Source organism: Cellulomonas soli (genome assembly GCF_052036975.1).
GTDB classification, from domain to species: domain Bacteria; phylum Actinomycetota; class Actinomycetes; order Actinomycetales; family Cellulomonadaceae; genus Cellulomonas; species Cellulomonas soli_A.
Genome location: NZ_JBQIAR010000007.1, coordinates 85984 through 107851, shown reverse-complemented (window position 1 = coordinate 107851; position 21868 = coordinate 85984). Strand labels below are relative to the sequence as shown.

General features: G+C 73.4%; 23 protein-coding genes. 10 read left to right on the top strand and 13 right to left on the bottom strand.

What is annotated here, in order from left to right; all coding sequences use genetic code 11:
* Positions 1-74: 74 nt before the first annotated feature.
* Entirely contained in the window at positions 75-1073 is a 999-nt protein-coding gene (locus ACTHAM_RS09410; RefSeq protein WP_440686696.1) for a methyl-accepting chemotaxis protein, read from the top strand.
* 36 nt (positions 1074-1109) lie between these two features.
* On the opposite strand, the gene ACTHAM_RS09405 is transcribed toward ACTHAM_RS09410, so the two are convergent.
* Genes ACTHAM_RS09405 through ACTHAM_RS09395 form a run of 3 tightly spaced genes read right to left on the bottom strand, consistent with a single transcriptional unit; the run spans position 1110 to position 4190 of the window.
* On the bottom strand, positions 1110-1943 hold the full coding sequence (locus ACTHAM_RS09405; RefSeq protein WP_440686694.1) for an ABC transporter permease: 834 nt from the start codon (positions 1941-1943) through the stop codon (positions 1110-1112).
* Between the two features lie 49 nt (positions 1944-1992).
* The gene (locus ACTHAM_RS09400) at positions 1993-2937 is read right to left on the bottom strand and encodes an ATP-binding cassette domain-containing protein (protein ID WP_440686692.1); all 945 of its coding nucleotides are present in this window, start codon (positions 2935-2937) and stop codon (positions 1993-1995) included.
* Entirely contained in the window at positions 2937-4190 is a 1254-nt protein-coding gene (locus ACTHAM_RS09395) for a LolA family protein (RefSeq protein WP_440686690.1), read from the bottom strand. The genes ACTHAM_RS09400 and ACTHAM_RS09395 overlap by 1 nt, the downstream gene beginning before the upstream one ends.
* 96 nt (positions 4191-4286) lie before the next feature.
* Between ACTHAM_RS09395 and ACTHAM_RS09390 the strand changes: the two genes are divergently transcribed.
* On the top strand, positions 4287-4940 hold the full coding sequence (locus ACTHAM_RS09390) for a response regulator transcription factor (protein ID WP_440686688.1): 654 nt from the start codon (positions 4287-4289) through the stop codon (positions 4938-4940).
* A complete protein-coding gene (locus tag ACTHAM_RS09385; protein ID WP_440686686.1) occupies positions 4937-6370 on the top strand; it encodes an ATP-binding protein in 1434 nt (477 codons plus the stop codon). The genes ACTHAM_RS09390 and ACTHAM_RS09385 overlap by 4 nt, the downstream gene beginning before the upstream one ends.
* A 55-nt stretch (positions 6371-6425) precedes the next feature.
* Here ACTHAM_RS09385 and ACTHAM_RS09380 read toward each other — a convergent pair whose 3' ends face one another.
* On the bottom strand, positions 6426-7286 hold the full coding sequence (locus ACTHAM_RS09380) for a hypothetical protein (protein WP_440686684.1): 861 nt from the start codon (positions 7284-7286) through the stop codon (positions 6426-6428).
* 510 nt (positions 7287-7796) lie between these two features.
* Entirely contained in the window at positions 7797-8189 is a 393-nt protein-coding gene (locus ACTHAM_RS09375; RefSeq protein WP_440686682.1) for a hypothetical protein, read from the bottom strand.
* Positions 8190-8220: 31 nt separating this feature from the next.
* On the opposite strand from ACTHAM_RS09375, the gene ACTHAM_RS09370 reads away from it, so the two are divergent.
* Entirely contained in the window at positions 8221-9498 is a 1278-nt protein-coding gene (locus ACTHAM_RS09370) for a wax ester/triacylglycerol synthase domain-containing protein (RefSeq protein ID WP_440686680.1), read from the top strand.
* 22 nt (positions 9499-9520) lie between these two features.
* On the opposite strand, the gene ACTHAM_RS09365 is transcribed toward ACTHAM_RS09370, so the two are convergent.
* Together ACTHAM_RS09365 and ACTHAM_RS09360 are read right to left on the bottom strand one after the other, a co-directional pair.
* Positions 9521-10489, bottom strand: coding sequence for a 2-hydroxyacid dehydrogenase (locus ACTHAM_RS09365; protein WP_440686678.1), 969 nt, complete (start codon positions 10487-10489; stop codon positions 9521-9523).
* 61 nt (positions 10490-10550) lie between these two features.
* A complete protein-coding gene (locus ACTHAM_RS09360) occupies positions 10551-11120 on the bottom strand; it encodes a hypothetical protein (protein ID WP_440686676.1) in 570 nt (189 codons plus the stop codon).
* Positions 11121-11329: 209 nt separating this feature from the next.
* Here ACTHAM_RS09360 and gtfA point away from each other — a divergent pair, with 209 nt between their 5' ends.
* Positions 11330-12814: a sucrose phosphorylase gene (gene gtfA, locus ACTHAM_RS09355; protein WP_440686674.1), complete on the top strand. Its 1485-nt coding sequence runs from the start codon at positions 11330-11332 to the stop codon at positions 12812-12814.
* A 6-nt stretch (positions 12815-12820) separates the two neighbouring features.
* On the opposite strand, the gene ACTHAM_RS09350 is transcribed toward gtfA, so the two are convergent.
* The gene (locus ACTHAM_RS09350; protein ID WP_440686672.1) at positions 12821-13708 is read right to left on the bottom strand and encodes an HAD-IIB family hydrolase; all 888 of its coding nucleotides are present in this window, start codon (positions 13706-13708) and stop codon (positions 12821-12823) included.
* Positions 13709-13879: 171 nt separating this feature from the next.
* Here ACTHAM_RS09350 and ACTHAM_RS09345 point away from each other — a divergent pair, with 171 nt between their 5' ends.
* Positions 13880-15160 (top strand): methyl-accepting chemotaxis protein, encoded by a 1281-nt coding sequence (locus tag ACTHAM_RS09345; RefSeq protein ID WP_440686670.1) that lies wholly within the window; start codon positions 13880-13882, stop codon positions 15158-15160.
* 1 nt (position 15161) lies between these two features.
* Here the strand turns inward: ACTHAM_RS09345 and ACTHAM_RS09340 are convergent, their stop codons facing one another.
* Positions 15162-15578: a VOC family protein gene (locus ACTHAM_RS09340; protein ID WP_440686668.1), complete on the bottom strand. Its 417-nt coding sequence runs from the start codon at positions 15576-15578 to the stop codon at positions 15162-15164.
* 211 nt (positions 15579-15789) lie between these two features.
* Between ACTHAM_RS09340 and ACTHAM_RS09335 the strand changes: the two genes are divergently transcribed.
* From ACTHAM_RS09335 to ACTHAM_RS09320, 4 genes are all read left to right on the top strand, one after another.
* Entirely contained in the window at positions 15790-16794 is a 1005-nt protein-coding gene (locus ACTHAM_RS09335; protein ID WP_440686666.1) for a GGDEF domain-containing protein, read from the top strand.
* 76 nt (positions 16795-16870) lie between these two features.
* Positions 16871-17692 (top strand): alpha/beta fold hydrolase, encoded by an 822-nt coding sequence (locus tag ACTHAM_RS09330; RefSeq protein WP_440686664.1) that lies wholly within the window; start codon positions 16871-16873, stop codon positions 17690-17692.
* Positions 17689-18456: an esterase/lipase family protein gene (locus tag ACTHAM_RS09325; protein WP_440686662.1), complete on the top strand. Its 768-nt coding sequence runs from the start codon at positions 17689-17691 to the stop codon at positions 18454-18456. The genes ACTHAM_RS09330 and ACTHAM_RS09325 overlap by 4 nt, the downstream gene beginning before the upstream one ends.
* A gap of 134 nt (positions 18457-18590) precedes the next feature.
* Positions 18591-19130, top strand: a complete 540-nt coding sequence (locus ACTHAM_RS09320; RefSeq protein ID WP_440686660.1) for an HdeD family acid-resistance protein — start codon at positions 18591-18593, stop codon at positions 19128-19130.
* A 118-nt stretch (positions 19131-19248) separates the two neighbouring features.
* On the opposite strand, the gene mtnN is transcribed toward ACTHAM_RS09320, so the two are convergent.
* From mtnN to ACTHAM_RS09300, 4 genes are all read right to left on the bottom strand, one after another.
* On the bottom strand, positions 19249-19956 hold the full coding sequence (mtnN, locus tag ACTHAM_RS09315) for a 5'-methylthioadenosine/S-adenosylhomocysteine nucleosidase (RefSeq protein ID WP_440686658.1): 708 nt from the start codon (positions 19954-19956) through the stop codon (positions 19249-19251).
* Positions 19953-20429: an S-ribosylhomocysteine lyase gene (locus tag ACTHAM_RS09310; RefSeq protein ID WP_440686656.1), complete on the bottom strand. Its 477-nt coding sequence runs from the start codon at positions 20427-20429 to the stop codon at positions 19953-19955. The genes mtnN and ACTHAM_RS09310 overlap by 4 nt, the downstream gene beginning before the upstream one ends.
* A gap of 80 nt (positions 20430-20509) precedes the next feature.
* A complete protein-coding gene (locus ACTHAM_RS09305) occupies positions 20510-21337 on the bottom strand; it encodes a pentapeptide repeat-containing protein (RefSeq protein WP_440686654.1) in 828 nt (275 codons plus the stop codon).
* A complete protein-coding gene (locus tag ACTHAM_RS09300) occupies positions 21327-21698 on the bottom strand; it encodes an RNA-binding S4 domain-containing protein (RefSeq protein ID WP_440686652.1) in 372 nt (123 codons plus the stop codon). Before ACTHAM_RS09300 ends, ACTHAM_RS09305 begins: the two co-directional genes overlap by 11 nt.
* Positions 21699-21868 lie beyond the last annotated feature (170 nt).

The following is a 21868-nucleotide window of genomic DNA, read 5'->3' as shown; positions in this document are numbered from 1 at the left end:
CTCTCAACACCGCGTGATCTGCGCCGATGGTCCGGGACGAAGGCCCCACCCCGACTCCATCGAGGAGTACGCCCGTGCCCGAACGCGTCGTCTCGCTGGCCGCCGAGATCGGCGCGGTCACCGCCACCAAGCTGGGTGGCATCGACCGCATGGCCACCAGCACCAAGATGCTGGCCCTGAACGCGCTCATCGAGGCCACGCACGCCGGGGAGCACGGGCGCGGGTTCGCGGTCGTGGCGCGTGAGGTCGGGCAGGTCGCCGAGCAGGCGCGGGGACTGGCTACTGCGCTGACCGACGAGCTCGAGCCGCGGATCGCGAGCCTGACGGCGCTGGGCACGGAGCTGGTCGCCCGGGTGCGGGGGCAGCGGCTGGCCGACCTGGCGCTGAACGTCATCGAGCTGATGGACCGCAACCTGTACGAGCGCAGCTGTGACGTGCGGTGGTGGGCGACGGACTCCGCGCTGGTCGACGCGCTGGGTGACCCGGCGTGCGCGGCACGGGCGGGGGAGCGGCTGGCGGTCATCCTGCGCAGCTACACCGTGTACCTGGACCTGTGGCTGGCCGACGCGTCGGGGACCGTGGTGGCGCATGCCGCCCCGGGGGCCGGGGTGGTCGGCACGGACGTGTCGCGGGCGGCCTGGTTCCAGGCGGCGATGGGCACCGCGCACGGCGACGACTACGCGGCGATGGACGTCGAGCGCCACCCGGTGCTGGGCTCGACGGTCGCGACGTACGCCACGGCGGTGCGTGAGGGCGGTGCGACGCACGGTCGGGTGCTGGGCGCCCTGGGGGTCTTCTTCGACTGGGACAAGCAGGCGCAGGGCATCGTCGAGGGTGTGCGGCTCTCGCCGGAGGAGTGGGAACGCACGCGGGTGCTCATCGTGGGGCGTGACGGCACGGTGCTGGCCGCCTCGGACCGCCGCGGGGTGCTCGACGAGCGGGTCGACCTGCGCACCGAGGGGCGCCCGTCGGGTTCGTACGCCGAGGGTGGGCGCACGGTCGGGTTCGCGGCCACGCCGGGGTTCGAGACGTACGCGGGACTCGGGTGGTCGGGCGTGCTCGTCCAGAGCTGACCCGGCCCCGCCACCACTGATCGCCGCGGCGCGCGGTCAGGACGAGACGTCGGCCGTGGTGAACCTGCTCCACGCCAGCGCACCGAACACCGCGACCCACGCGGCCTGCACCGCCAGTCCTTGCCCGAGCACGTCCCAGCCGATGTCGATGCGCAGGAACTCGGCGAAGTCGAACCAGTGGTGGGTCAGCAGCCACGGCTGGATCGCCGCCAGCTGCGGCAACGAGTCGAGCACGGACGAGGCCACCGCCACGACGACCGTGGCGGCCATGGCACCGACGGGCACCTCGGTCAGCGTCGAGAAGAACAGCCCGACGGCTACCAGCCCCGTCAACGACAACGCCACGTACCCGGCGACGCCGAGCATGCGCAGCACGCCGTCGGCGAGCGGCACCGTGGTGCCGGACAGCAGCGTGACGTCGTCCCAGCCGAACAGCAGCGCGCCGGTCAGCAGCGCCATGAGCGTCACCGACAGCACCGCAGCCAGGGCGAACGCCAGCGCGGTGACGGCCTTGACGACCAGCAGCTTGGTGCGGCCCACCGGCACGGCCAGCAGGTACCGCAAGGTGCCGGCGGAGGCCTCGCCGGCGATCGCGTCACCCGCGACGATGCCGACGGTCAGCGGCAGCAGGAACGGCAGGCACAGGAACAGCGAGGCGACCACGAGGAACAGCCCGTTGCCGGTGACCCGGGCGACGAACCCAGGGCCCTGTCCGCCGAGGGCGGAGTCCTGCGTGAAGAACAGCACCAGGCCCAGCAGCAGCGGCACCAGGGAGAGCCCGGCCAGCAGCGCGAGCGTGCGCTTGCGCAGCAGCACGAGCCGCAGCTCGGAGCGCTGCAGCCGCCACCCCGCGCCGCGCACGACGGGCACGGGGGGCAGGGGAGCCGCGTCCGCCGCGGGTACCGGGACGATGGCAGTGTCAGCGGGCGACATCGAAGCCCTCCCCGGTCAGCTCGACGAACACCTGTTCCAGGCTCGGGGTGCGCACCTCGAACCCCACCAGCTCGATGCCGGCGTGCACGAGCGCGGCCGACGCCTTGGCGGGCAGCACCGGCCCGAGCGTGCCGGTGACCACCGGGCCCTCGGCGGTGACCTGCTCGCAGCCCAGGCCGGTGAGCACCTGGGCGGCGTCGGTGGTCTGCGATCCCGTGGTGGTGACGACCACCCGCGCGGCGCCGTGCTCCATGAGCAGCTCACGCGGCCCCTGCAGCAGCAGGTGCCCACGGCTCATGATGCCGACGTGCGTGCACACCTGCTCGATCTCGGCCAGCAGGTGCGAGGAGACCAGCACGGTGGTTCCCGCCGCGGCCAGGTCGCGCACCAGGTGCCGCACCTCGCGGGTGCCCTGCGGGTCCAGGCCGTTGGTCGGCTCGTCCAGGATCATCAGGTCTCGCGGGCGCAGCAGCGCGGCGGCCAGCCCGAGCCGCTGCTTCATACCCAGCGAGTACTGCCGGTACGGCTTGAGGGCGGCGGCACCCAGACCCACTCGGTCGAGTGCGTCGTCGGTGCGTCGGCGTGCCGTGCGGGGGTCCGCCGTGGCATCGGCTGCGTCCAGGCGGGCCAGGTTCGCCCGGCCCGACAGGTACGGGTGGAACGCTGGGCCTTCGACCAGGGCACCCACGCGCGGCAGTACCGATGCGGCGGCGTGCGGCATCGACCCGCCGAGCACCCACGCCTCACCGCTGGTGGGTCGCACCAGCCCGAGGAGCATGCGGATGGTCGTCGTCTTGCCCGACCCGTTCGGGCCGAGGAACCCGTACACGGCACCCGCGGGCACGTGCAGGTCGATGCCGTCGACGGCCGTCTGGCCGGTGCCGGGCCGACCGAACCGTTTGGTCAGCCCGGCGGTGACGATCGCCTCCATCAGGCCGCGGCACGCAGCGCATCAGCCGGCACCGAGCCGACCAGCACGCGACCGTCGTCGGTCACCAGGATCGACAGCAGCGTCGAGGACAGCAGCCGTCCCTCGGGCACCGCGGTGGTCAGCTGGTCGTACAGGGCCGTGGTGTCCAGCTCCATGCTGTGACCGCCGTCCTCGTCGGAGGGCATGAACTCGCCGATGAGGTCCTGGGCGGAGTCCGAGCCGAACGACTTCTCCAGGGTGCGTCCGGCCGGGTTGGACGTCGGGTCGCCGGCGAGGAGGCCCGCGACATCCACGTCGGAGGCCGTGACGATCGTGGACCAGCCCTCGCCGGCGACGGCCACACCCTCGGGCAGGCCGGTGGTCGTGCCGACCGCGGGGGCGTCGGTGTGCTCGGGCAGCGGGACGACGACCTCACGGGTCGTGGCGCCGGCCGGCGCGGAGTAGGTGAGCACCGCGTCGGCGGGCGCGGCGTACGAGACGTCGGTGAAGCCCAGTTCGAGCGACGGCGCCGAGCCATCGGAGACACCCCACGCCTGCACGCGCAGGGGCACCGAGGTGCGGGCGTCGACCGCCACGACGACCTTCGCCACGAGCGTCCCGGCGTCGTCGGGGGTGATCACGAGCTGGTGGGCGGCCTGCCCGGCGATCCGCACGGACTCACCGAGGGTCACGGTGGAGTGCTCCGAGGCGCGCTCGAGGATCTGCGTCGCAGCCTCCTGCGGTGTGGGCAGGTCGCCGGTGACGGTCGGGTCGAGCGCGTCAGTCATCTGCTGCTCCGCCGCCTGGTAGGCGGCCAGCCCCGCGGCGTCGAGCGAGTAGTGCACCGACTCGTCGTCCGCGCTGGAGTACGTCCACGCCTCCGGCCCGTCACGCACCACCGAGTACTCGCTCGCGGTGCCCAGCAACGACACCCGGGAGCGGTCCGCACCGTCGGTCCACAGACGCAGCGTCGAGGAGCCCGACAGCAGGTTGATCGGGTCGGCGCCGGTCATCTCGCTGATCGGCAGCTCGGGCAGCCCCAGCCGCGCCGTGTACACGACCGTGCCGGACAGCGGCGTCGGCTCGGCCGCCAGCACCGTCGCGATTAGCTCGGCCGGGTCGGCCGGGGGCTGCAGGTCGTCGTCCGCGGTGGCCAGCAGCGGCGGTGCGGCGAACGCGGCCGCCACCCCCACGGCGACGACGGCAGGGACGGCCCAGCGGGCGCGGGTCGACAGCGTGCGGGGACGAGACGAGGGAGCGGACGGTGTGCTCATGGGTACCACCCTGCCCCAGCGACCCTGAGGGGACGCTGAGAGACCTCGCGCCGCCGGTCCCCGGTGACGGGCGCCGCCCGGTGGGATGCTGCGGGGGTGCGCGTGCTGGTGGTCGACGACGAGGTCACGCTGGTGCGCGCCCTGCACCGCGGCCTGACCGCCGAGGGGTTCGCGGTCGACGTCGCCCACGACGGCGCGACGGGCTTCGACCTGGCGGTGGACCGCGACTACGACGCGATCGTGCTCGACGTGATGCTCCCGCGCCGCAGCGGCTACGACGTGGTCACCGCCCTGCGGGCCGCCGGGGTGTGGACGCCCGTGCTGATGCTCAGCGCCAAGGACGGCGAGCACGACGTGGCCGACGGACTGGACGTCGGCGCCGACGACTACCTGACCAAACCGTTCTCGTTCGTCGTGCTCGTGGCCCGTCTGCGCGCGCTGGTGCGTCGACCCGCCCAGGCCCGGCCGGCCGTGCTGCAGGTCGGCGACGTGACCCTGGACCCTGCGACGCGAGAGGTCACGCTGGCCGGTGCGCCTGTGGAGCTCACCGCGCGCGAGACCGCCCTGCTGGAGTACCTCATGCGGCACGCCGACCGGGTAGTCGGCAAGGTCGAGCTGCGCGACCACGTGTGGGACGGCCCCGGCGAGGACGTCAACGTCGTCGAGGTCTACGTCGGCTACCTGCGCCGCAAGCTCGGCCGCGACGTGGTGCGCACCGTGCGCGGCGCCGGGTACCGGGTCGGCGCGTGACCAGCCGCGGGGGAGAGAGCGGGACTGCGGGCGTGGGCGTGCGCGGCTGGTGGGGTCGTTCGCTGCGCCTGCGCCTGACCCTGGTGACCGCCGGTCTGCTGTGCCTGGCGCTCGTCGCCGGGGCCGTCGCCCTCACGGCCGTGCTCTCGCGCAGCCGCGTCGCCGCCCTCGACGACATCGTCCGCGCACGGGCCACCACCGTGGCCACCCTCGCCGCCGAGGACCGCATGCCCGACGCCCTGCCCGTCGCCGAACCCGGCGAGATCGTCCAGGTGCTCGACGCCGACGGCCGCGTGCTGGCCACCTCACCCACCGCCAGCCGCACCCTGCCCCTGATCCCACTCGCCGAGGTCACCCGCCTCACCGGCGACGCCCCGACCGACCAGGTCGCCCTCGCCACGACGACCGCCTCCGGGTACGACGGCTCCGCCCGCGTGGCCGTCGTCGGCGTCGAGGTCGCCGGTGCGCCCGCGACCGTGGTGGCGAGCATGCCGCTGCAAGAGGTGCAGGGACTCCTGTCGGCGCTGCGCGTCTCGCTCATCGGCGTCGTCCCCGTGCTGACCGCCCTGCTCGCCCTGGCCGTCTGGCTCGCCCTCGGCCGAGCCCTGCACCCCGTCGACCAGCTGCGCCGCGCCGCCGAGCAGGTCGCCGTCACCGGCGGCCCCGGCGCCCTGCCCGTACCCCGCGGCGACGACGAGCTGGCTGCTCTGGCCCGCACCCTCAACCGCATGCTCGACCGCCTCGAAGAGGCCTCCGCCCGGCAACGCAGCTTCGTCGCCGACGCCGCCCACGAGCTGCGCTCACCCATCGCCGCCCTGCGCGCCACCCTCGACGTCGCCCGCTCCCACCCCGATTCCTACGCACCCGGCGAACTCGTCGAGGAGCTTGCGGGGGAGACCGCCCGCATGCAGGTGCTCGTCGACGACCTGCTGCTGCTCGCCCGCGTCGGCTCCCGGCCATTGCGCACGGCCCGGGTCGACCTTCGTGAGGTGGTCGAGCAGGTGCTCGCGGCGCCGGGCGCGCCGTGGACGACGGTCGCTGGCGGGGTGCCGGGCGCCTCTGGCTCGTCCGGCGTGACCGTGCAGGTCATCGGCGACGGCGCCGCGACGGCGGATGCCGGGGCCCTCGCCCGCGCCGTCCGTAACCTCGTCGAGAACGCGGCCCGGCACGCCGCCAGCGCGGTGCAGGTCACGCTCGATGAGGGCCGTGTGGTCGTCGACGACGACGGCCCGGGCATCGCCGAACCAGACCGCGACCGCGTCTTCGAGCGGTTCGTGCGGCTCGACGACTCCCGTCAGCGCGGTGCCGGCGGCGCTGGGCTGGGCCTGGCGATCGCCCGGGAACTTGCGCGGGAGCAGGGCGGGGACATCCGGCTGACGGGTTCGCCGACCGACGGCCTGCGCGCCGTGCTCACGCTGCCGCCCGGTTGACGTGCCCGCTCCGGGTAGACGAAGGCCGGCAATCCGACAGCGCGCTAACCAGCCCTCACCCGCTCGCGTTGCCTCCAAGTAGTTCCCCCGTCAACGCGTCCTCGCTCGGCACACCCCCGCGCACAGCGGCTGCGCGCGCGACTGAGGTCAGGAGGTTCCAGGCGTCCGTCCATTCCTCGCTCTCGCTTCGGGCGCCAGGCCGACGGCGCGAGCCGTGCGCAATTCGGGAGCGGACGCCGTACGCCGCCCGTATGCGCTCGAACTCTGGACGTCGGTCACCCTCAGGCTGGATCATTTGGGCGAGATAGAGCGCCAGTCGAAACGACAACTCGGCGCTGACTTGCGGGAACAGCGACTCCAGCCCCGACCAGATTGGCATGATGGACTGACCGTGGCTCGGGATCTGTGGTGCCGAGATCAGGGTCTCCTGAAGCACCAGCACCGAGCCCCCGTTGTTGACCAATGCAGCCCAATCCCTGGAGTACGCGGCCGCCTGCTCGAACGCATGGTGGGAGATCGTGGAGGGCGCCTCGGTTGGCGCATGCAGCGATCCCAGGTGGGCCTCGTTCCAGGCCAGGAGGACGTGCTCGTCCCCATTGCGCAGCGCTCTGCTGCGCGCTGCGCGCGAGTCCGTGAGCGGCTCCGGCGGAGCAGAGATGGCTGAGAAGTCATTGATGCTGTGGGATGAGATGAACGGAGCGAAGAACGGAGTGGTGTTGTGCAGGAGCAGGCTCACATAGAAGCACCGGAACAACTGGCGTGCTTCATCGATACTGTCGGCCTCGACCGAGAACTCCATATTGCAGCCGCGGGCAAGCACGTCCGCCAATTGGTACTCAACCCGCAACTCGTGGTGAATGCTTGTCGCTAAGTAGGCCCAGTCGGTAATCCCAGCGCCCCATGCCCGCGGCACCATCGACCATCCGTGCGCGTCGCACTGCGACAACGGGTCCGGTCGCAGAATGAGCGCTGTGACAAAATACCGTGGCATACGACCAGTATGGAGCAGGCCGAGCGGTCACGTCGGGCAGCGCCGAAGGCGGGCGGTCACGGCGACTGCTCGGCGATCCGTTGGCCGCTGGGGGTGAGGTGGTTCGCCCAGTTGTGGGACTGTGTTGCGGGGAACCGCAGTGGTGTGGTTCGTCCCCTTGTCGCATCCCCTGCTCTCACGAATGGCTTGCCAGGAGACGCCCCCCAACCTGATTGCGGTGTGATGAGAGCGGTCTCTGAGTCCCCGACTGCTTGGCGAGTGTCCGGAGTCGATTGAGCGTGTCCCTCTCGGCGTGGACGAGGCCGGGTGTTTCGCCGCCGGTTGCCGGGACGAGCCCTGAGCTGCCGCGCTTCGAGGCTGGCGTGTGCCGGTTCGTCCCAGGCGGACTTCGGATCCACTCATCGGCCACGTTGGCGATCTTCCCGACTCCTCGGCTCACCGCAGCGACGACGCACCGCGGCCGTCCCGGTTGCCGCGCTGCGCTGCTGCCGACTGTCCAGCGCCCGCCTCCGCTGCCTCGCGCAGGATGCGGTGGTCGGTGCCTACATCATCGCGGCTGTCGATGTGGAGACGTGCGAGCCCGAACAGCGGGCTGGTGGGCTGCTTGTTCCGCAGCGCGAACGACTGCTGCTCGAACAGCCGGCGCAGTTGCGCGTTCACCTGCTCGGCGGCGCCGTTCGCGTAGTTGGCCGGCAGCAGGTGCCGCACCGAGGTCTGGATAGCCAGCTGCGGCTCGTGGGCGGCGGCCCACGCGGCGACTTGGGTGAAGCTGGCGGTCGAGGTGAAGAACTCGTCCCACGCCTCGATGGCACTCCAGCTGCGTGGCAACGCACGGCAGCCAGGCTGGCATCCTCAGGGCGTGACAGGTGAGCGGATCGGTGCGGGGGACCTGGTCGAGTGGTTGACGGATGTCGGTCCCGCGCCCAAGCAGGTCGGCGCGCTGCTCGTGCTGGGCGGTCCCGACGTCGACGCGATGGACGTCGAGCGGGTGCTCGTCGAGCGGCTCGGGGAGTTGCCGCGGTTCCGCCAGCGGCTCGAGCAGTTCGGGCGAGGGCGCCCGCAGTGGGTCGACGCCGGGGCCGGGTCGGTCGCTGGTCGGGTCAGTCGACTCACGTGCCCAGCGCCGGGTGACCAGGAGGCTCTGCTGGCGGTGGCGACCGAGGCGATGACCCGGCCGCTGGACCGGACCGGGCCGTTGTGGCGTGCGGAGGTGGTGGACGGGCTCGCGGGCGGTGGTGTGGCCGTCGTGCTCGTGCTGCATCACGTGCTGGCCGACGGGCTCGGCGGGTTGGCGGTGCTGTCGCGGCTCGTCGACGACGCGTCCGGGCCGGCGCCGGCGAGCGGGGTGGTGGGGGCGCCCGGAGCCCCGCGGGGGTCGGGCGCGCCCAGGCCGGTGGTCCGGCCGGTCGATGCTGCGGCGGTGCGGGTCCGCCGTCGGGTCGGTGCGCCGCGCACGTCGTTGAACGTCCCGACCGGGCCGCGACGCGTGACGGTCGTCGCCGAGGCTGAGCTGGCGGCGGTGAAGGCCGCGGGGCGGACGCGCGGCGCGACCGTGAACGACGTCCTGCTGGTGGTGGTCGCCGGGGCGGCCGGGCGTCTGCTGCGGGCGAGGGGCGAGGACCTCGACGCGCTGGTCGTGTCCGTCGCGGTGGCCACCAGAGCGCCGGATGCGGCGCACGGGCTGGGCAACCACGTCGGGGTGATGCCCGTGCGGGTGCCGTTGCGGGGGTCTGCGGGGGACCGGTTGGCGGCTGTCGCCCGGCAGACCCGGCGGCGCAAGGGGCACGCCCGACGCACGTCGACGACGCTGGTCCGGCCACTGTTCCGTCTGGCCGTGGCCACGGGAACCTACCGCTGGGCGATCGAGAACCAACGGTTCGTGAACATTTTCCTCACCAACATGATCGGTCCGACCAGCGCACTCACGTTCGCGGGGGCGCCGGTCGAGCGGCTCGTCCCGGTGGTGGTCGGCGCCGGGAACGTGCCGGTGGCGTTCGCCGCACTGTCGTACGCCGGCACGCTCACGGTGTCCGTGGACGTCGACCCGGACGCCGTGCCCGAGATCGACGAGCTGACCGCTGCGCTCGCCGACGAGCTGAAGGATGCGGTGGCGTTGGGCGCGCCCGGGCTCACCTGAACGGGAGCGCGCCGGGCACGCGTCAGTTGACGACGCGCACCGGGTCGCCGGCGTAGAAGCGCTCCACGCACTCGACCGCGCCCTCGGCCATGCGGCGCAACGCCTGCGGTGTGCGGAAGCCCAGGTGCGGGGTGAACGTGGTGCCGGGTGCGCTCAGCAGCGGGTCGTCGGCGGGCAGCGGTTCGGGGTCGAAGACGTCGAGCGCGGCGTGCAGGTCGCCGCGGGCCAGGCGGGCGGCCAGGGCGCCGGGTGCGATCAACTCACCGCGGGCGGTGTTCACCAGGATCGTGCCGGGGCGCAGCAGGTCGAGTCGCTCGGCGGTCAGCAGGCCGCGCGTGCCGGGGGTGAGGGGCAGGTGCAGGCTCACGGCGTCGCACGTGGCCAGCAGGTCGTCGAGCTCCAGCCAGCGGGCGTCGGGGCCGGCGATCGTGGTGAGCTCCGGCGTGGGCGTGCGGTCCCAGGCGTGCACGTGCATGCCCAGGGCGGCCGCCATGGCGGCGAACGCCCGGCCGATCCCACCGAACCCGACGATGCCCAGGCGCATCCCGCCCAGCTCGGGGCCGAGCATTCCCGTCCAGTCGCCCTCGCGCACCGCCCGGTCTCCGACGGCGACGGAGCGGGCCGCGCCGAGCAGCAGCGCGAGGGCGTGCTCGGCGACGGCCCGGTCGCCGTACCCGGTCACGTTCGTCACGGTGATGCCGTGCTCGCGGGCGGCGGGCAGGTCGACGTACGAGGCGGCGCCCGTGCCGGTGAACGCCAGCAGGCGCGTACGCCCGCCGATCGCCCGCACGGTCTCCACCGACAGGTGCGCCGTCAGCAGCCCCGCGTCGGCCTCGGCGAGGCGCTCGCGCACCTGCGTCTCGGTCGGCAGGTCGAGGTGCACGTGCAGGTCACCGACCGCCTCGAGTCGCTCGCGCAACGGCGAGGCGTCGAACAGGGCGGCCAGACCGCCCTCACCACTGGGACACACGATGCGGGGACGGTCGCTCACGCGCACGACCGTAGCGACCCCACGTGTCCGGCAGGTGTCGCCCCGCCCGCCGGGCCGGAGCTCAGGTGTCGGCGCCGTCGGTGGTGCCCGAGTCCGTCCCGGAATCCGTGCCGGAGTCGGTGCCCGAGCCGTCGTCCGGGCGGCCGCCGTCCGGCGGTGCGCCGAGGCGGCCGGCGCCGTCTTCGCCGAACGCGGGACGCTCGCCACCGCCCGGGAACCCCGAGCTGATCTGGGAGTCGCCCCGGGCGTGGCCGACCGCGTAGCCGCCGCCGAACCCGGCGCCCGCCGCCAGCAGGACGGCTACGAGGCCGGTGACGAGCGGGTGCGCGCCGACACCGGTCCGCAGACGGGTGAGCACGCCTGAGCCCGACCTGACCGGTGCGACCGGCTCGGGGGCGCCGCCGGCGTCGTCGGTGCCGTCGAGGTCGATGGCGAGCAGCGGGTCGGGCGCCGTCGCGGCCACAGGGGCAGCCGGCGCGGTCGGTGCCGCGGTCGGGGGCGTCGCAGGCGGTGTCGCCGCAGCCGGCGCAGGGTCCGGTGCGGCAGCCGACGTCGTGCCCGCCAGGGGCTGGGTCGACGACGCGTCCGCGGGCTCCTCGTCCGGGCGCGGGGTGCTGGGTGTGGTGGTCACGGGGGCCTCCAGGTGCGTGACGGGTCGGACTGTTGCTGACAACGCTCGCCGAGTGCGCTGGAGCCCCGCCGAGCGCCGCCCATGCGCGCGCTGTGAGAGCGACCGCGGTAGCGCCACCGGGGGAGACCTCCCGATGACCTGCGCCGCCACGGCCACGATGCCAAGGTGGTGCCGTGCCCTCGACGGCGAGGCACAGGGGAGGACCGGTCATGCGCAACCAGGTGCAGCTCATCGCCTACGCCGACCGCCTGGGCGGCACGATCCCCGGCACGGCCCGCGTGCTGCACGAGGTCTTCGGCGACAGCGTCGGCGGCGTGCACCTGCTGCCGTTCTTCACGCCCTACGACGGCGCCGACGCCGGGTTCGACCCGGTCGACCACACCGCCGTCGACCCGCGCCTCGGTAGCTGGGACGACGTCCGCGAGCTCGCGCAGACACGGGACGTGGTCGTCGACGTGATCGTCAACCATGTCTCGGCGGACTCCGCGGCGTTCCAGGACGTCGTGCGCCGCGGTCGCGCGTCGCAGCACGCGCCCCTGTTCCTCACGCTCGACTCGGTGTTCCCCGACGGTGCCCACGAGGCCGACCTGGCCGCCGTGTACCGGCCTCGCCCGGGGCTGCCGCTGACGCCGATGACGCTGGGCGGTGAGAAGCGACTCGTCTGGACGACGTTCACCCGGGCGCAGGTGGACATCGACGTGCGCAGCGACGCCGGACGCGCCTACCTCACCAGCATCCTGACGACGCTGGCCGACGCAGGGGTCTCGATGATCCGGCTCGACGCCGTCGGCTACGCCATCAAGACCGCCGGCACCACGTGCTTCATGACCCCGCAGACGTTCGCGTTCATCGACGAGCTCACCGCGCAGGCGCGAGGCCTGGGCCTGGACGTGCTGGTCGAGGTGCACTCCTACTACCAGCGGCAGATCGAGATCGGGCGGGTCGTCGACCGCGTCTACGACTTCGCGCTGCCACCGCTGGTGCTGCACGCCCTGTTCACCGGCGACGGTGCACCCCTGGCCCGCTGGATGCGCGAACGCCCCGCCAACGCCGTCACCGTGCTCGACACGCACGACGGCATCGGCGTCATCGACGTCGGTGCCGACCAGACCGCCCCCGACCGACCCGGCCTGCTCACCCCCGAGCAGATCGACGCGCTCGTCGAGGGCATCCACGACCGCTCCGCGGGCGCCTCACGCCTGGCCACGGGTGCCGCGGCCTCCAACCTCGACCTCTACCAGGTCAACTGCACGTACTACGACGCGCTGGGGCGCGACGACCGCCGCTACCTGGCCGCCCGGGCGCTGCAGTTCTTCACACCGGGGATCCCGCAGGTCTACTACGTGGGTGCGCTCGCGGGCCGCAACGACCTCGAGCTGCTCGACGACACCGGCGTGGGTCGCGACATCAACCGGCACCACTACGGGCGTGAGGAGCTCGACGCGGAGATGCGCAGACCTGTCGTCGCATCGCTGCTCGCACTCATGCGGCTGCGCAGCACCCTGGACGTGTTCGACGGCCAGTTCACGTTCACCACGCACGACGACGACCGCGTGCTGCACCTGGCCTGGTCGGCCGACGACCGTGCCGCGAGCCTGCGCGTCGACCTGCCGACGGGCGGGTGCGTGCTGGAGTGGACCGACGGCGTCACGCACGGGCGTACCGAGGACCTGCTGACCGACCCGCCGCGGTGACCGGGCTCAGTGCGTGTCGGCCGCCGGTGCCGTGGTGCGGCTCAGCTCCTCGTCCGAACCCAGCACGTCGTGCAGCCCCAGCGCGGCGACGATGCTGCGCACCACCCCGTTGACCGTGTTGGCCGGTGCCACGAACCGCGCCCGCTCGCGCACCTGCGGGTGGGCGTTGTCCATCGCGAACGACCAGTCGGCCGCGGCCAGCAGCCCCAGGTCGTTGAGGTAGTCCCCGAACGCCATCGTGTGCTCCGGGCCGATGCCCAGCTCGGCCTGTACCTGGCGCAGCGCCGCGCCCTTGTCGGCCGTCAGGCTCATGACGTCGACCCAGTGGGCACCGGAGATCACCACACGGTGCGCGCCCTCGAACGGTCGCAGGGTGTGCGCGACACCGTCCTGCGCCGAACCGAAGTCGTAGACGGCCACCTTGAGGATCTCGTCGTCCACCAGAGTCAGGTCCTCGACGGTCTCCAACCGCGCGTAGTAGGTGCAGGCCTGGTCGAGGAACGCCTCGTCGGTGCGCTCCACGTACGCCGAGCGTGCCCCGCACACCACCACGCCGACATCGCCACCGAGCACCGCGTGCCGGCGGACGGCCTCGACGAGCGCACGCATGGTGCCCAGGTCGATGCCGTCCGAGCTGACGCGCTGCCCGTCGCGCACCACGTAGGCGCCGTTCTCCGCGATGTACACCAGGTCGTCACGCTCGAACCGACCGCGCAGGTTCGCGTACTGCCGCCCGCTGGCGGGGCAGAACGCGATGCCCCGACGGTCGAGCTCGTCCAGCAGCGGCCACAGCGAGGCGTCGATGCGGTCGTGCTCGTCGAGCAGCGAGCCGTCCATGTCGACGGCGATCAGGCGCACGTCGGGCACGGCGTCCAGGACGGGGGGTTCGAGCACGGGAGTCACCCCTCGATTCTCCCAGGACCCACCGGTGCGCCCGGACCGCGTCCCGCGCTGCGGGCAGCCACGGGTGAACTCGCAGGTGAACGGCTCACTTGCTGCGGTCCGGCGCCGATGGTCGGGCCCACAGGGTCGGTCACGGCCCCCGACAGAGATCAGGAGCTCCTCGTGCGACTCAGCCGTCGCGACGACCGCACCGCCGCGGCCGCCGGCACCACCGTCCCGACTGCGCAGAACGGGTCGGTGGCGGTCCCCGTGGACACGGTCCGCCGGCTGATGAACCGTGGGGACGACCTGGGCCTGGCCGTGGAGGACCTGGCCGAGTCGTGCGAGCGGGTCAACGCCTCCACCGTCGAGACCGCGCGGTCCGCCACGACGGCCAGCGCCGCCACGGCCCAGGTCGAGGCGGGCTCTGGGCAGGTCGCCGCCGCCGTGCAGCAGATGGCGGCCGCGATGCGCGAGGTCGCCCAGTCGGCCGCGACCGCCACGAGCGTCACCGCCCTGGCCGCCGAGGCGACCCACGACGTCCGCAACTCGGTCGAGCGCCTCACGGCCTCCACCACCCAGATCGAAGGTGTCGTCGGCATCGTCACCGGCATCTCCGACCGCACCCGCATGCTCGCGCTCAACGCGACCATCGAGGCCGCCCGCGCGGGCGAGGCAGGCAAGGGCTTCGCCGTGGTGGCCGAGGAGGTCAAGAACCTGGCGGCGCAGTCCGGTGACGCAACCACACGGATCGGCGACCAGCTGGCCGAGCTGACCGCCGACAGCGACGGGGTGCGCGCCGCCGTCGACCGCATCGACGAGGTGCTCGGACGGATCGAGGCGCTGCAGCAGACCATCGCCGCGGCCGTCGAGGAGCAGACCGCGGCCATCGAGTCGATCACACGGTCGGCGACCGAGTCGGCCGACGCCGCACGGGACCTCGACGAGGCGGCCAGCGCGTCGACCTCGGCGGCGCACGACGCCGCCGAGGCCATCGAACGGGCCATGCAGTGGCTCGGGCGGGTCAGCACGAACGTGCGCGAGCAGCGCGAGGAGATCGCCGCCCTGAGCTCGGGGATCGAGGTGCACCCGCTGCGGGCGGCGCTCGTGGCCCACGCGGCGTGGAAGCGACGGCTGCGCGACTCGATCGACACGGGGCGGATGCCGCAAGGCACCACCCTGGCTGCCGCGGGCCGTGACGACGCGTGCGCGTTCGGCAAGTGGCTGCACGGCACCGAGGCGCGCGCCCTCGACGCCGCACGCTGTCGCACGGTCACGGCACTGCACGCCGAGTTCCACCGGTCGGCCGCCCGCGTGCTCACCGAGGCCACCGCCGGCCGTGCCGAGGCGGCACGGGCGGCGATGGCGGCCGGCGACGGGTACGCGGGGGCGGCCGCGGCCCTCACCGACGCACTCGTGGAGTGGGCGGCAGTCGTCGAGGGTCCGGGCAGCAGAGCCGCCTGAGTCAGCCCTGCGTGGCCGTGATGTTGACCATCCACGGCACGCCGAACTTGTCGGTCAGCATGCCGAACGTGTCGCCCCACGGGGCGGTCGTCAGCGGTTCGCCGATCGTCGCACCGTCGCTGAGACCGTCCCAGTACCCGCGCAGCTCCGCGTCGTCCTCGCCGCTGAGCGAGATCGAGTGGCTCGAGCCGGTGGACAGCTCCATGCCCGACGGGGCGTCGGACGCCATCAGCACCAGGCCTGCGTCGGTGACCAGCTGGCCGTGCATCAGCTTGTCCTGGTCGGCGGGGTCCTGGGCCATGCCGCCCTCGCCGAAGGTCGTCGTGGTCAGCTCGCCGCCGAACACGCTGCGGTAGAACTCGAGCGCGTCCTTGGCTCCGCTGGGGAAGTTCAGGTACGGGTTGAGCAGGGTCGCCATGATGTCTCCTCGGTGCCGTGGGGGTTGTGCTGCGGGAGGCCGTGGGGCGTGCCGCAGGTCCTGACGCAGCCGAGTATCCGACCGCCCACCGACACACGCGCGCGGGGCGTGCGCCGTCCGTGGTGCACACCCGGTGAACGTGTCGCGAACGCTCGTCGACCAGTGCTCGCACAGGCGGATGACCTGCGGCGTCGCTGCCGATACTCGTCGGGTGCCCGATGATCTGCAGGTCCTCACGCAGCGCCTCTCGCAGGCCGCCGGCAGCCGGCAGGCGGCCGCCGCCACCACGGTCGCCCACCTGGCGCACCCTGTCGACGTCGTCGACGCCGAGCTGCCTGTCAACCGCCTCGAGCTCGTGCTGCGATCGGTGCACGTCGCCTCCGTCGCAGTCCGTGACGCCGCCGACCCTGACCGGGTCGGCCTGATCACCCGCCCCCGCTTCACCGCGGCGATGGCCGGACGCCTCGGGTTCGGGCGGGCCGTGCTGGCCCGCAAGGTCACCGGCGAGCTCACCGACTGGAGCCCGATGATCGTCGACCGCACCGAGTCGGTGTCGCAGGTCGCGGTCCGCGCCATGGAACGCGCCGACGAGCGGCGCTACGACGACGTGCTGGTCGCCGGACGCCAGTGGCGGGTGGCCAGCATGGCCGACCTGGTGCGCTCCCTGTCGGTCCAGCTGGCGGTGCGGTCCCTGCACGACCCCGTCACGGGGCTGGCCAGCAGGCCCACGCTGCAGCACGAGCTGGCGCGGCGGTGCACGGCCGCGCAGGGCACCGCGGCTCGCATCGTCCTGGTGCTGCTCGACGTGCAGGACATGGCGCACGTCAACCAGGACTTCGGCACGGCCGCCGGCGACGCGGTGCTCACCGCGCTGGGCTCACGGCTGGTCGACGCGGCCCCGCCCGGGGTGGACGTGGCCCGCACCGGGGGCGACCAGCTCGCAGCCCTGGCGACCCTGCCCGTCGCCGACGGTGACGAGCACGCGGCACGGCTGGCGGCCGCGCTCCGCGACGCCCTGGTCGAGGCCGTGGCCACCGCTCCCGACGGCGCCGGGGTGCCGACGTGGCCCACGGTGCACGCCGCGGTCGTGTGCTCGGCGGCCGGCGCGGACGACCCCGACCGGCTGCTGCTGGCCGCCGAGGCGCGCCTGCGTCGTGCCAAGTCCGCGCGTCGGCTCCAGGTGCCCGGACCCCGGACCGCGGGCGCACCGCACTGACGGGCCTCCGAGCAGCGTGCGCGCCCGGCCTCTGCGACCATCGGTGCACGCCTCGCCCCGACGAAGGACCGGTCGCATGCCGCACGCACTCAAGGCCTCCGCCGCCCCGACCGGCCTGAGCATCCGGCTCGACCGTGCCGCGCACCGCGGCATGCACCTGCGCGCGTGGCGGATGACGCTCGACGGTTCGGCGGCGGTCACCGGCGAGCGGCGGCACGACATCGTGCTGGTGCACGGCCTGGGCGTCAGCTCGCAGTACTTCGAACGGCTCGCGGTGCGCCTGGCCGAGGTCGGCGTGGTGCACCTGCTGGACCTGCCGGGCTTCGCCGGCGTGCCCCGGCCGGACCACCAGCCGGAGATCGCGGACTTCGCCGCGCTGGTCGCCTGGTGGATGCGCCGCGAGGGCCTGTCGGCGCCGGTGCTCGTCGGGCACTCCATGGGTGCGCAGATCGTCACCGAGGTGCTGGCCTCCGAACCTGACCTGGCCACGCACGGCGTGCTCATCGGACCGCCGGTCAACGTCGCGGAGCGTTCGGCGGCCCGGCAGGCGCTGCGCCTGGCGCAGAGCTCGGTGCGCGAGTCGTCCCGCACGAGGCGCATCGCTCTGACCGGGTACGCGCAGTGCGGACCCCACTGGTTCTCCGCCGTGCTGCCCCGCATGCTCACGTACCCGATCGAGGAGCGGATCGCGAAGGTCACCGCGCCGGTGCTGCTGATCCGCGGCGAGCACGACACGGTCGCGCCCACCGACTGGCTCGAGCGCCTGGCCGGCGCCGCCCCGTCGGCCCGCACCGCCCAGGTGCCCGGGGCCGCGCACGCGGTGATCTACGACCACAGCGACCAGGTCGCCGCGCTGGTCCTCGACCACATCAGTCGGGCCGAGCCGGCACGGTCATGAACGAGCGGCCGACCCCCCGACTGCTGCGCCCCGTCCGCCCGGTGCTCGTGGCCCGGCGCGGTGCGGCCTGGGCCGCCGACTACGCCTGGATCGGCGCTGCGCAGGCCCGGGCGGTCCTGCGTCGGCTGCGTCCCGGCGACCTGGCCACCGGGCACCTCGCACCCGTGCTGCTGCTGCCGGGCATCTACGAGACGTGGGAGGTCATGCAGCCGCTGGCCCTCGTGCTGCACGAGGCCGGACACCCCGTGCACCCTGTCCCCGGCCTCGGCTGGAACCACGCCAGCCTGGCGCACTCCGCACGGCAGGTGACCGCCCAGATCGAGGCGCTCGGGCTGCCGCACGTGCTGCTCGTGGCCCACTCCAAGGGTGGTCTGATCGGCAAGCTCGTCATGGCCTCGCCCGAGGCGCACCACGGTCACGTCGCAGGGCTGGTCGCGATCAACACGCCGTTCGCCGGCTCGGTCTACGCGCGGTGGTTCCCGACGCGGTCGGTGCGGGCGCTGTCGCCCCGGGACCCGCACGTGCTGGCGCTGGCCGGCCACTCCCACGTGCACCCCCGGGTCGTGTCGGTGTACGCCCAGTTCGACCCGCACGTACCCTCGGGCAGCCACCTGCCGGGCGCCACCAACATCGAGGTGCCCGTCGACGGGCACTTCCGGGTGCTCGCCGACCCGCGGGTGCACAGGGCGGTGCTGGACTCGCTGGCCGACCTCACGCCCCACGCCGATGCGGGCAGCAGCCCGGGTGCGGGTGCCACCGCCTGACGTGGCCCCCTCGCCCTGCGGTGCGGGCGCTTCGCCGCTACGGTGGCGCTGACCAGGCAGGGGGCGCCAGACGTCACCCTGCGTCGCACGTGTCGGACCGGCGCGCGTCGGTTCGAGGGGACGGACGTGAACCGATGACCTTGCCCGTGCTCGAACGTCGACGGACAGGATGGGACGTCATCCTGGGGATCCTGATCGTGATCGCGGGCTTCGTCGTCCTGGGCGACGTGATCGTCGCGACGAAGGTCTCCGTCCTGCTCCTCGCCTGGACCAGCCTGTTCAGCGGGATCGTGCTGCTCGTCGGCTCGCTGTTCCGGATCCGCTCCGGCGGCGCCTGGTCGGCCGCGATCGGCGGTGCGGTGCTGAGCGTGCTCGGCGTGTTCATGCTGCGCAACCCCGTGATCGGGGCCGTCACGCTCACCCTGCTGGCCGGGGCGTTGTTCCTGGCCGGCGGCCTGGCCCGGCTCGTCGCCGCGTTCCAGTCGCCCACCCACAAGGTGATCCTCACCATCAGCGGCATCATCTCGATCGCGCTGGGCGTGTACGTGCTGATCAACCCGGCCGCCGCGACCCTCGTGCTGCTCGGTGTGCTCCTCGGGGTGCAGATCCTCATCGAGGGGCTCACGCTCATCACGCTCGGCCGGTTGCGGGTCGCCAAGCCCGACGCGGCCTGACGAGCCCCACGTGGCCTGACCTGGTCCGACCTGGTCCGACCAGGACGACGCCGGCCGGCACGCGACTCGCGGACCGGCCGGCGTCGAACGGGTGGTGGAACGGGTGGTCGGACGGGTGTCAGACGCCCGCAGCCGCCGCGTGCAACGCGGCGATCACCACGGCCGCCGAGCGGTCCGCGGCGTCGTCGACGTGCGTCAGGAAGTCCGTGCCGGCGACCGGCCCGCACAGGTCGGAGATGCCCCGCACCGACAGGAACGGCACGCCGTACAGGTGGCACGTGTGCGCCAGGGCGGCCGACTCCATGTCCGTCGAGAGCGCCGACGGGAACGCCGTCCGCACCTCGTCGACGAGCGAGGCGTCGATGAACTTGTCGCCCGAGAGCATGGTGCCCGCACGCACGTGCAGCCCCGGCGCCTCGGCCCGCAGTGCCGCAGCCAGCAGGTCCTTCTCGGCCGCGTAGACCTCGGGCATGCCCGGCACCTGGCCGAGGGAGTAGCCGAACGCGCGTGCGTCCGCCCCTGAGTACACGTAGTCGGTGCCGACGACGACCTCGCCGACGCGCACGTCCACCCCCAGACCGCCGGCGCTGCCCGCGGAGATCACCGCGCGCGGGTGCGTGCCGTTGATGGCCACGGCCGCGGCGGTCGCCGCGTTGACCAGGCCGATGCCGCACTGCACGAGCAGCACCCCGCGGCCCTCGAACGCCACCACCCGGTGCACGGCCTGCCCGACGCGGGCCTCCAGCCCCACGAAGTCCGCACGCTCCAGGAACGGGGCGGCCTCGTCGGCCATCGCCGTCACCACGACGGCGTCGACGGCGATCACGCGGTCACCGTGCTCCACTCGTCGCGCGCCGCGAGGAACGTGCGCGCGGCGTCCTGGGCACCGGTCAGCGTGTGGTTGGCGCCCCAGCCGCACTGGACCTCGTTGGCGGCGGGCACCTCGGTGGCCGTGGTGACGTCCTCGAGCGTGGACTGCACCAGGTCGAGCACCGCGTCGTAGTCCCACGTGCCCTGCAGGATCAGGTAGAAGCCCGTCTGGCAGCCCATGGGCGAGAAGTCGATCACCCGGTCGGAGTGGTTGCGCGAGTGCTCCGCGAACAGGTGCTCGAGCGAGTGCACCACGGGCATCTCGAGGTGCGCCTTGTTGGGCTGCGTGAAACGCACGTCGTACTTCTGGATGACGTCGCCCGCGGGCAGGACCTTGGTGTCCGCGAGACGGACGTAGGGGGCCAGGACGGTCCGGTGGTCGAGGTTGAACGACTCCACGTTCATGCGCTGCTGATTCACACCGGCCATTGTGCCCCGCCGGTGCGCCGGGGGAGCAGACGAACGATGCCGCGGTCGTTCGTGACCGGGTGGGTTGCGGTCGGTGCCGGTCAGCTCCAGTGCGGGGGACGCGCGATCGTCGACGGCAGTGCCGTCCGGTCGTCCCCCCGGGCCGCTGCCAGCTGCGGGCCGATCACGTACAGCGAGTCCGACAGGTCCGCGCCTCGCAGGTCCGCCCCTCGCAGGTCGGCGTACCGCAGGTCGGCCAGACGCAGGTCCGCCCCCTGCAGGTCCGCCCCGAGCAGCAACGCACCGGACAGGTCGGCGCCGCGCAGGTCCGCACCCCGCAGACGTGCCCCGACCAGGTCCGCGCCGGCCCGCCGGGGTGCCGTGGGGTGCCCTGCCCGGACCAGCACGCTGGCCTGCCGCAGCAGGGCGTCGCTCGCCCGGCCCCGCGCCGCGGTCTCCTGGTCGACCTCGACGAGGTCGGCGGGTGGGCGCGCGGCCAGCCGTTCGACATCGACGGACGCCTCGCGCAGCTCCCCGTGCAGCGGGGCGGTGGCCTCACGGTCCACGGCGTCCGCGAGGTACCACAGCAGCTCGTGCAGGCGGCGGACCGTCGCGAACGCCCCGAACATCGTCGCGGCGATCGAGGGGTCCTCACGCCACGTGCGCCCACCGAAACCCACCTGCGTGACGTGCTGGCCGGCGCCCAGGCAGTCGAACGTCGTGCACCCCGCCATGCCCAGCGGTCGCAGCTCGGCATGCACCCGGCAGCGGAAGTCGTCGGCCAGGTTCCGGCACGGCTGCCCGCCGGCCTTGTCGAACGCGAACTCCGACGAGCGGTGGAACGGCAGGGCGATGCAGCACAGGGCCGCGCACCGGCTGCAGTCCGCCCGCAGCCGCACGCGCGGGTCGAGGACGGGTTCAGTGGCCACGGAGCTTCTCGATCTGCCGACGTTCGCGCTTGGTCGGCCGACCCGCGCCGCGGTCACGCACCCCGGCGACGACCGCCTGCTCGCGGGGCACCGGCGCAGGGGAACGGTCCAGGTAGCAGGTCACGGCCACCGGTGCGCCCACCCGCTTGACGATGGTGCGCTGCACCACGACGATCCGCTCGCGTTCGCCGCCGCGCACGTGCACCTCGTCACCGGGCACGACCATGGTGGCCGGCTTGGCGCGCTCCCCGTTGACCCGCACGTGCCCGGCCCGGCAGGCGGCACCCGCGGCGGACCGCGTCGCGAACAGCCGGACCGCCCAGCACCACGCGTCCACGCGCGCATGCGTCACCTCGGCCATGCCTTGACCTTCTCATGTCGCGGTCCTGCAGCCGCTCCGCCGCCGACTGCGTGAACCAGCCCGCGCCGCAGCGGGCCGGCGCAGGTGACGGACCGGGGTTGAGCCGATCGGATGACTCTGTCGTCAAGAGTGCCCGGTGGGTCACGGGTGGCTGTCACTGTCGGCCCTGG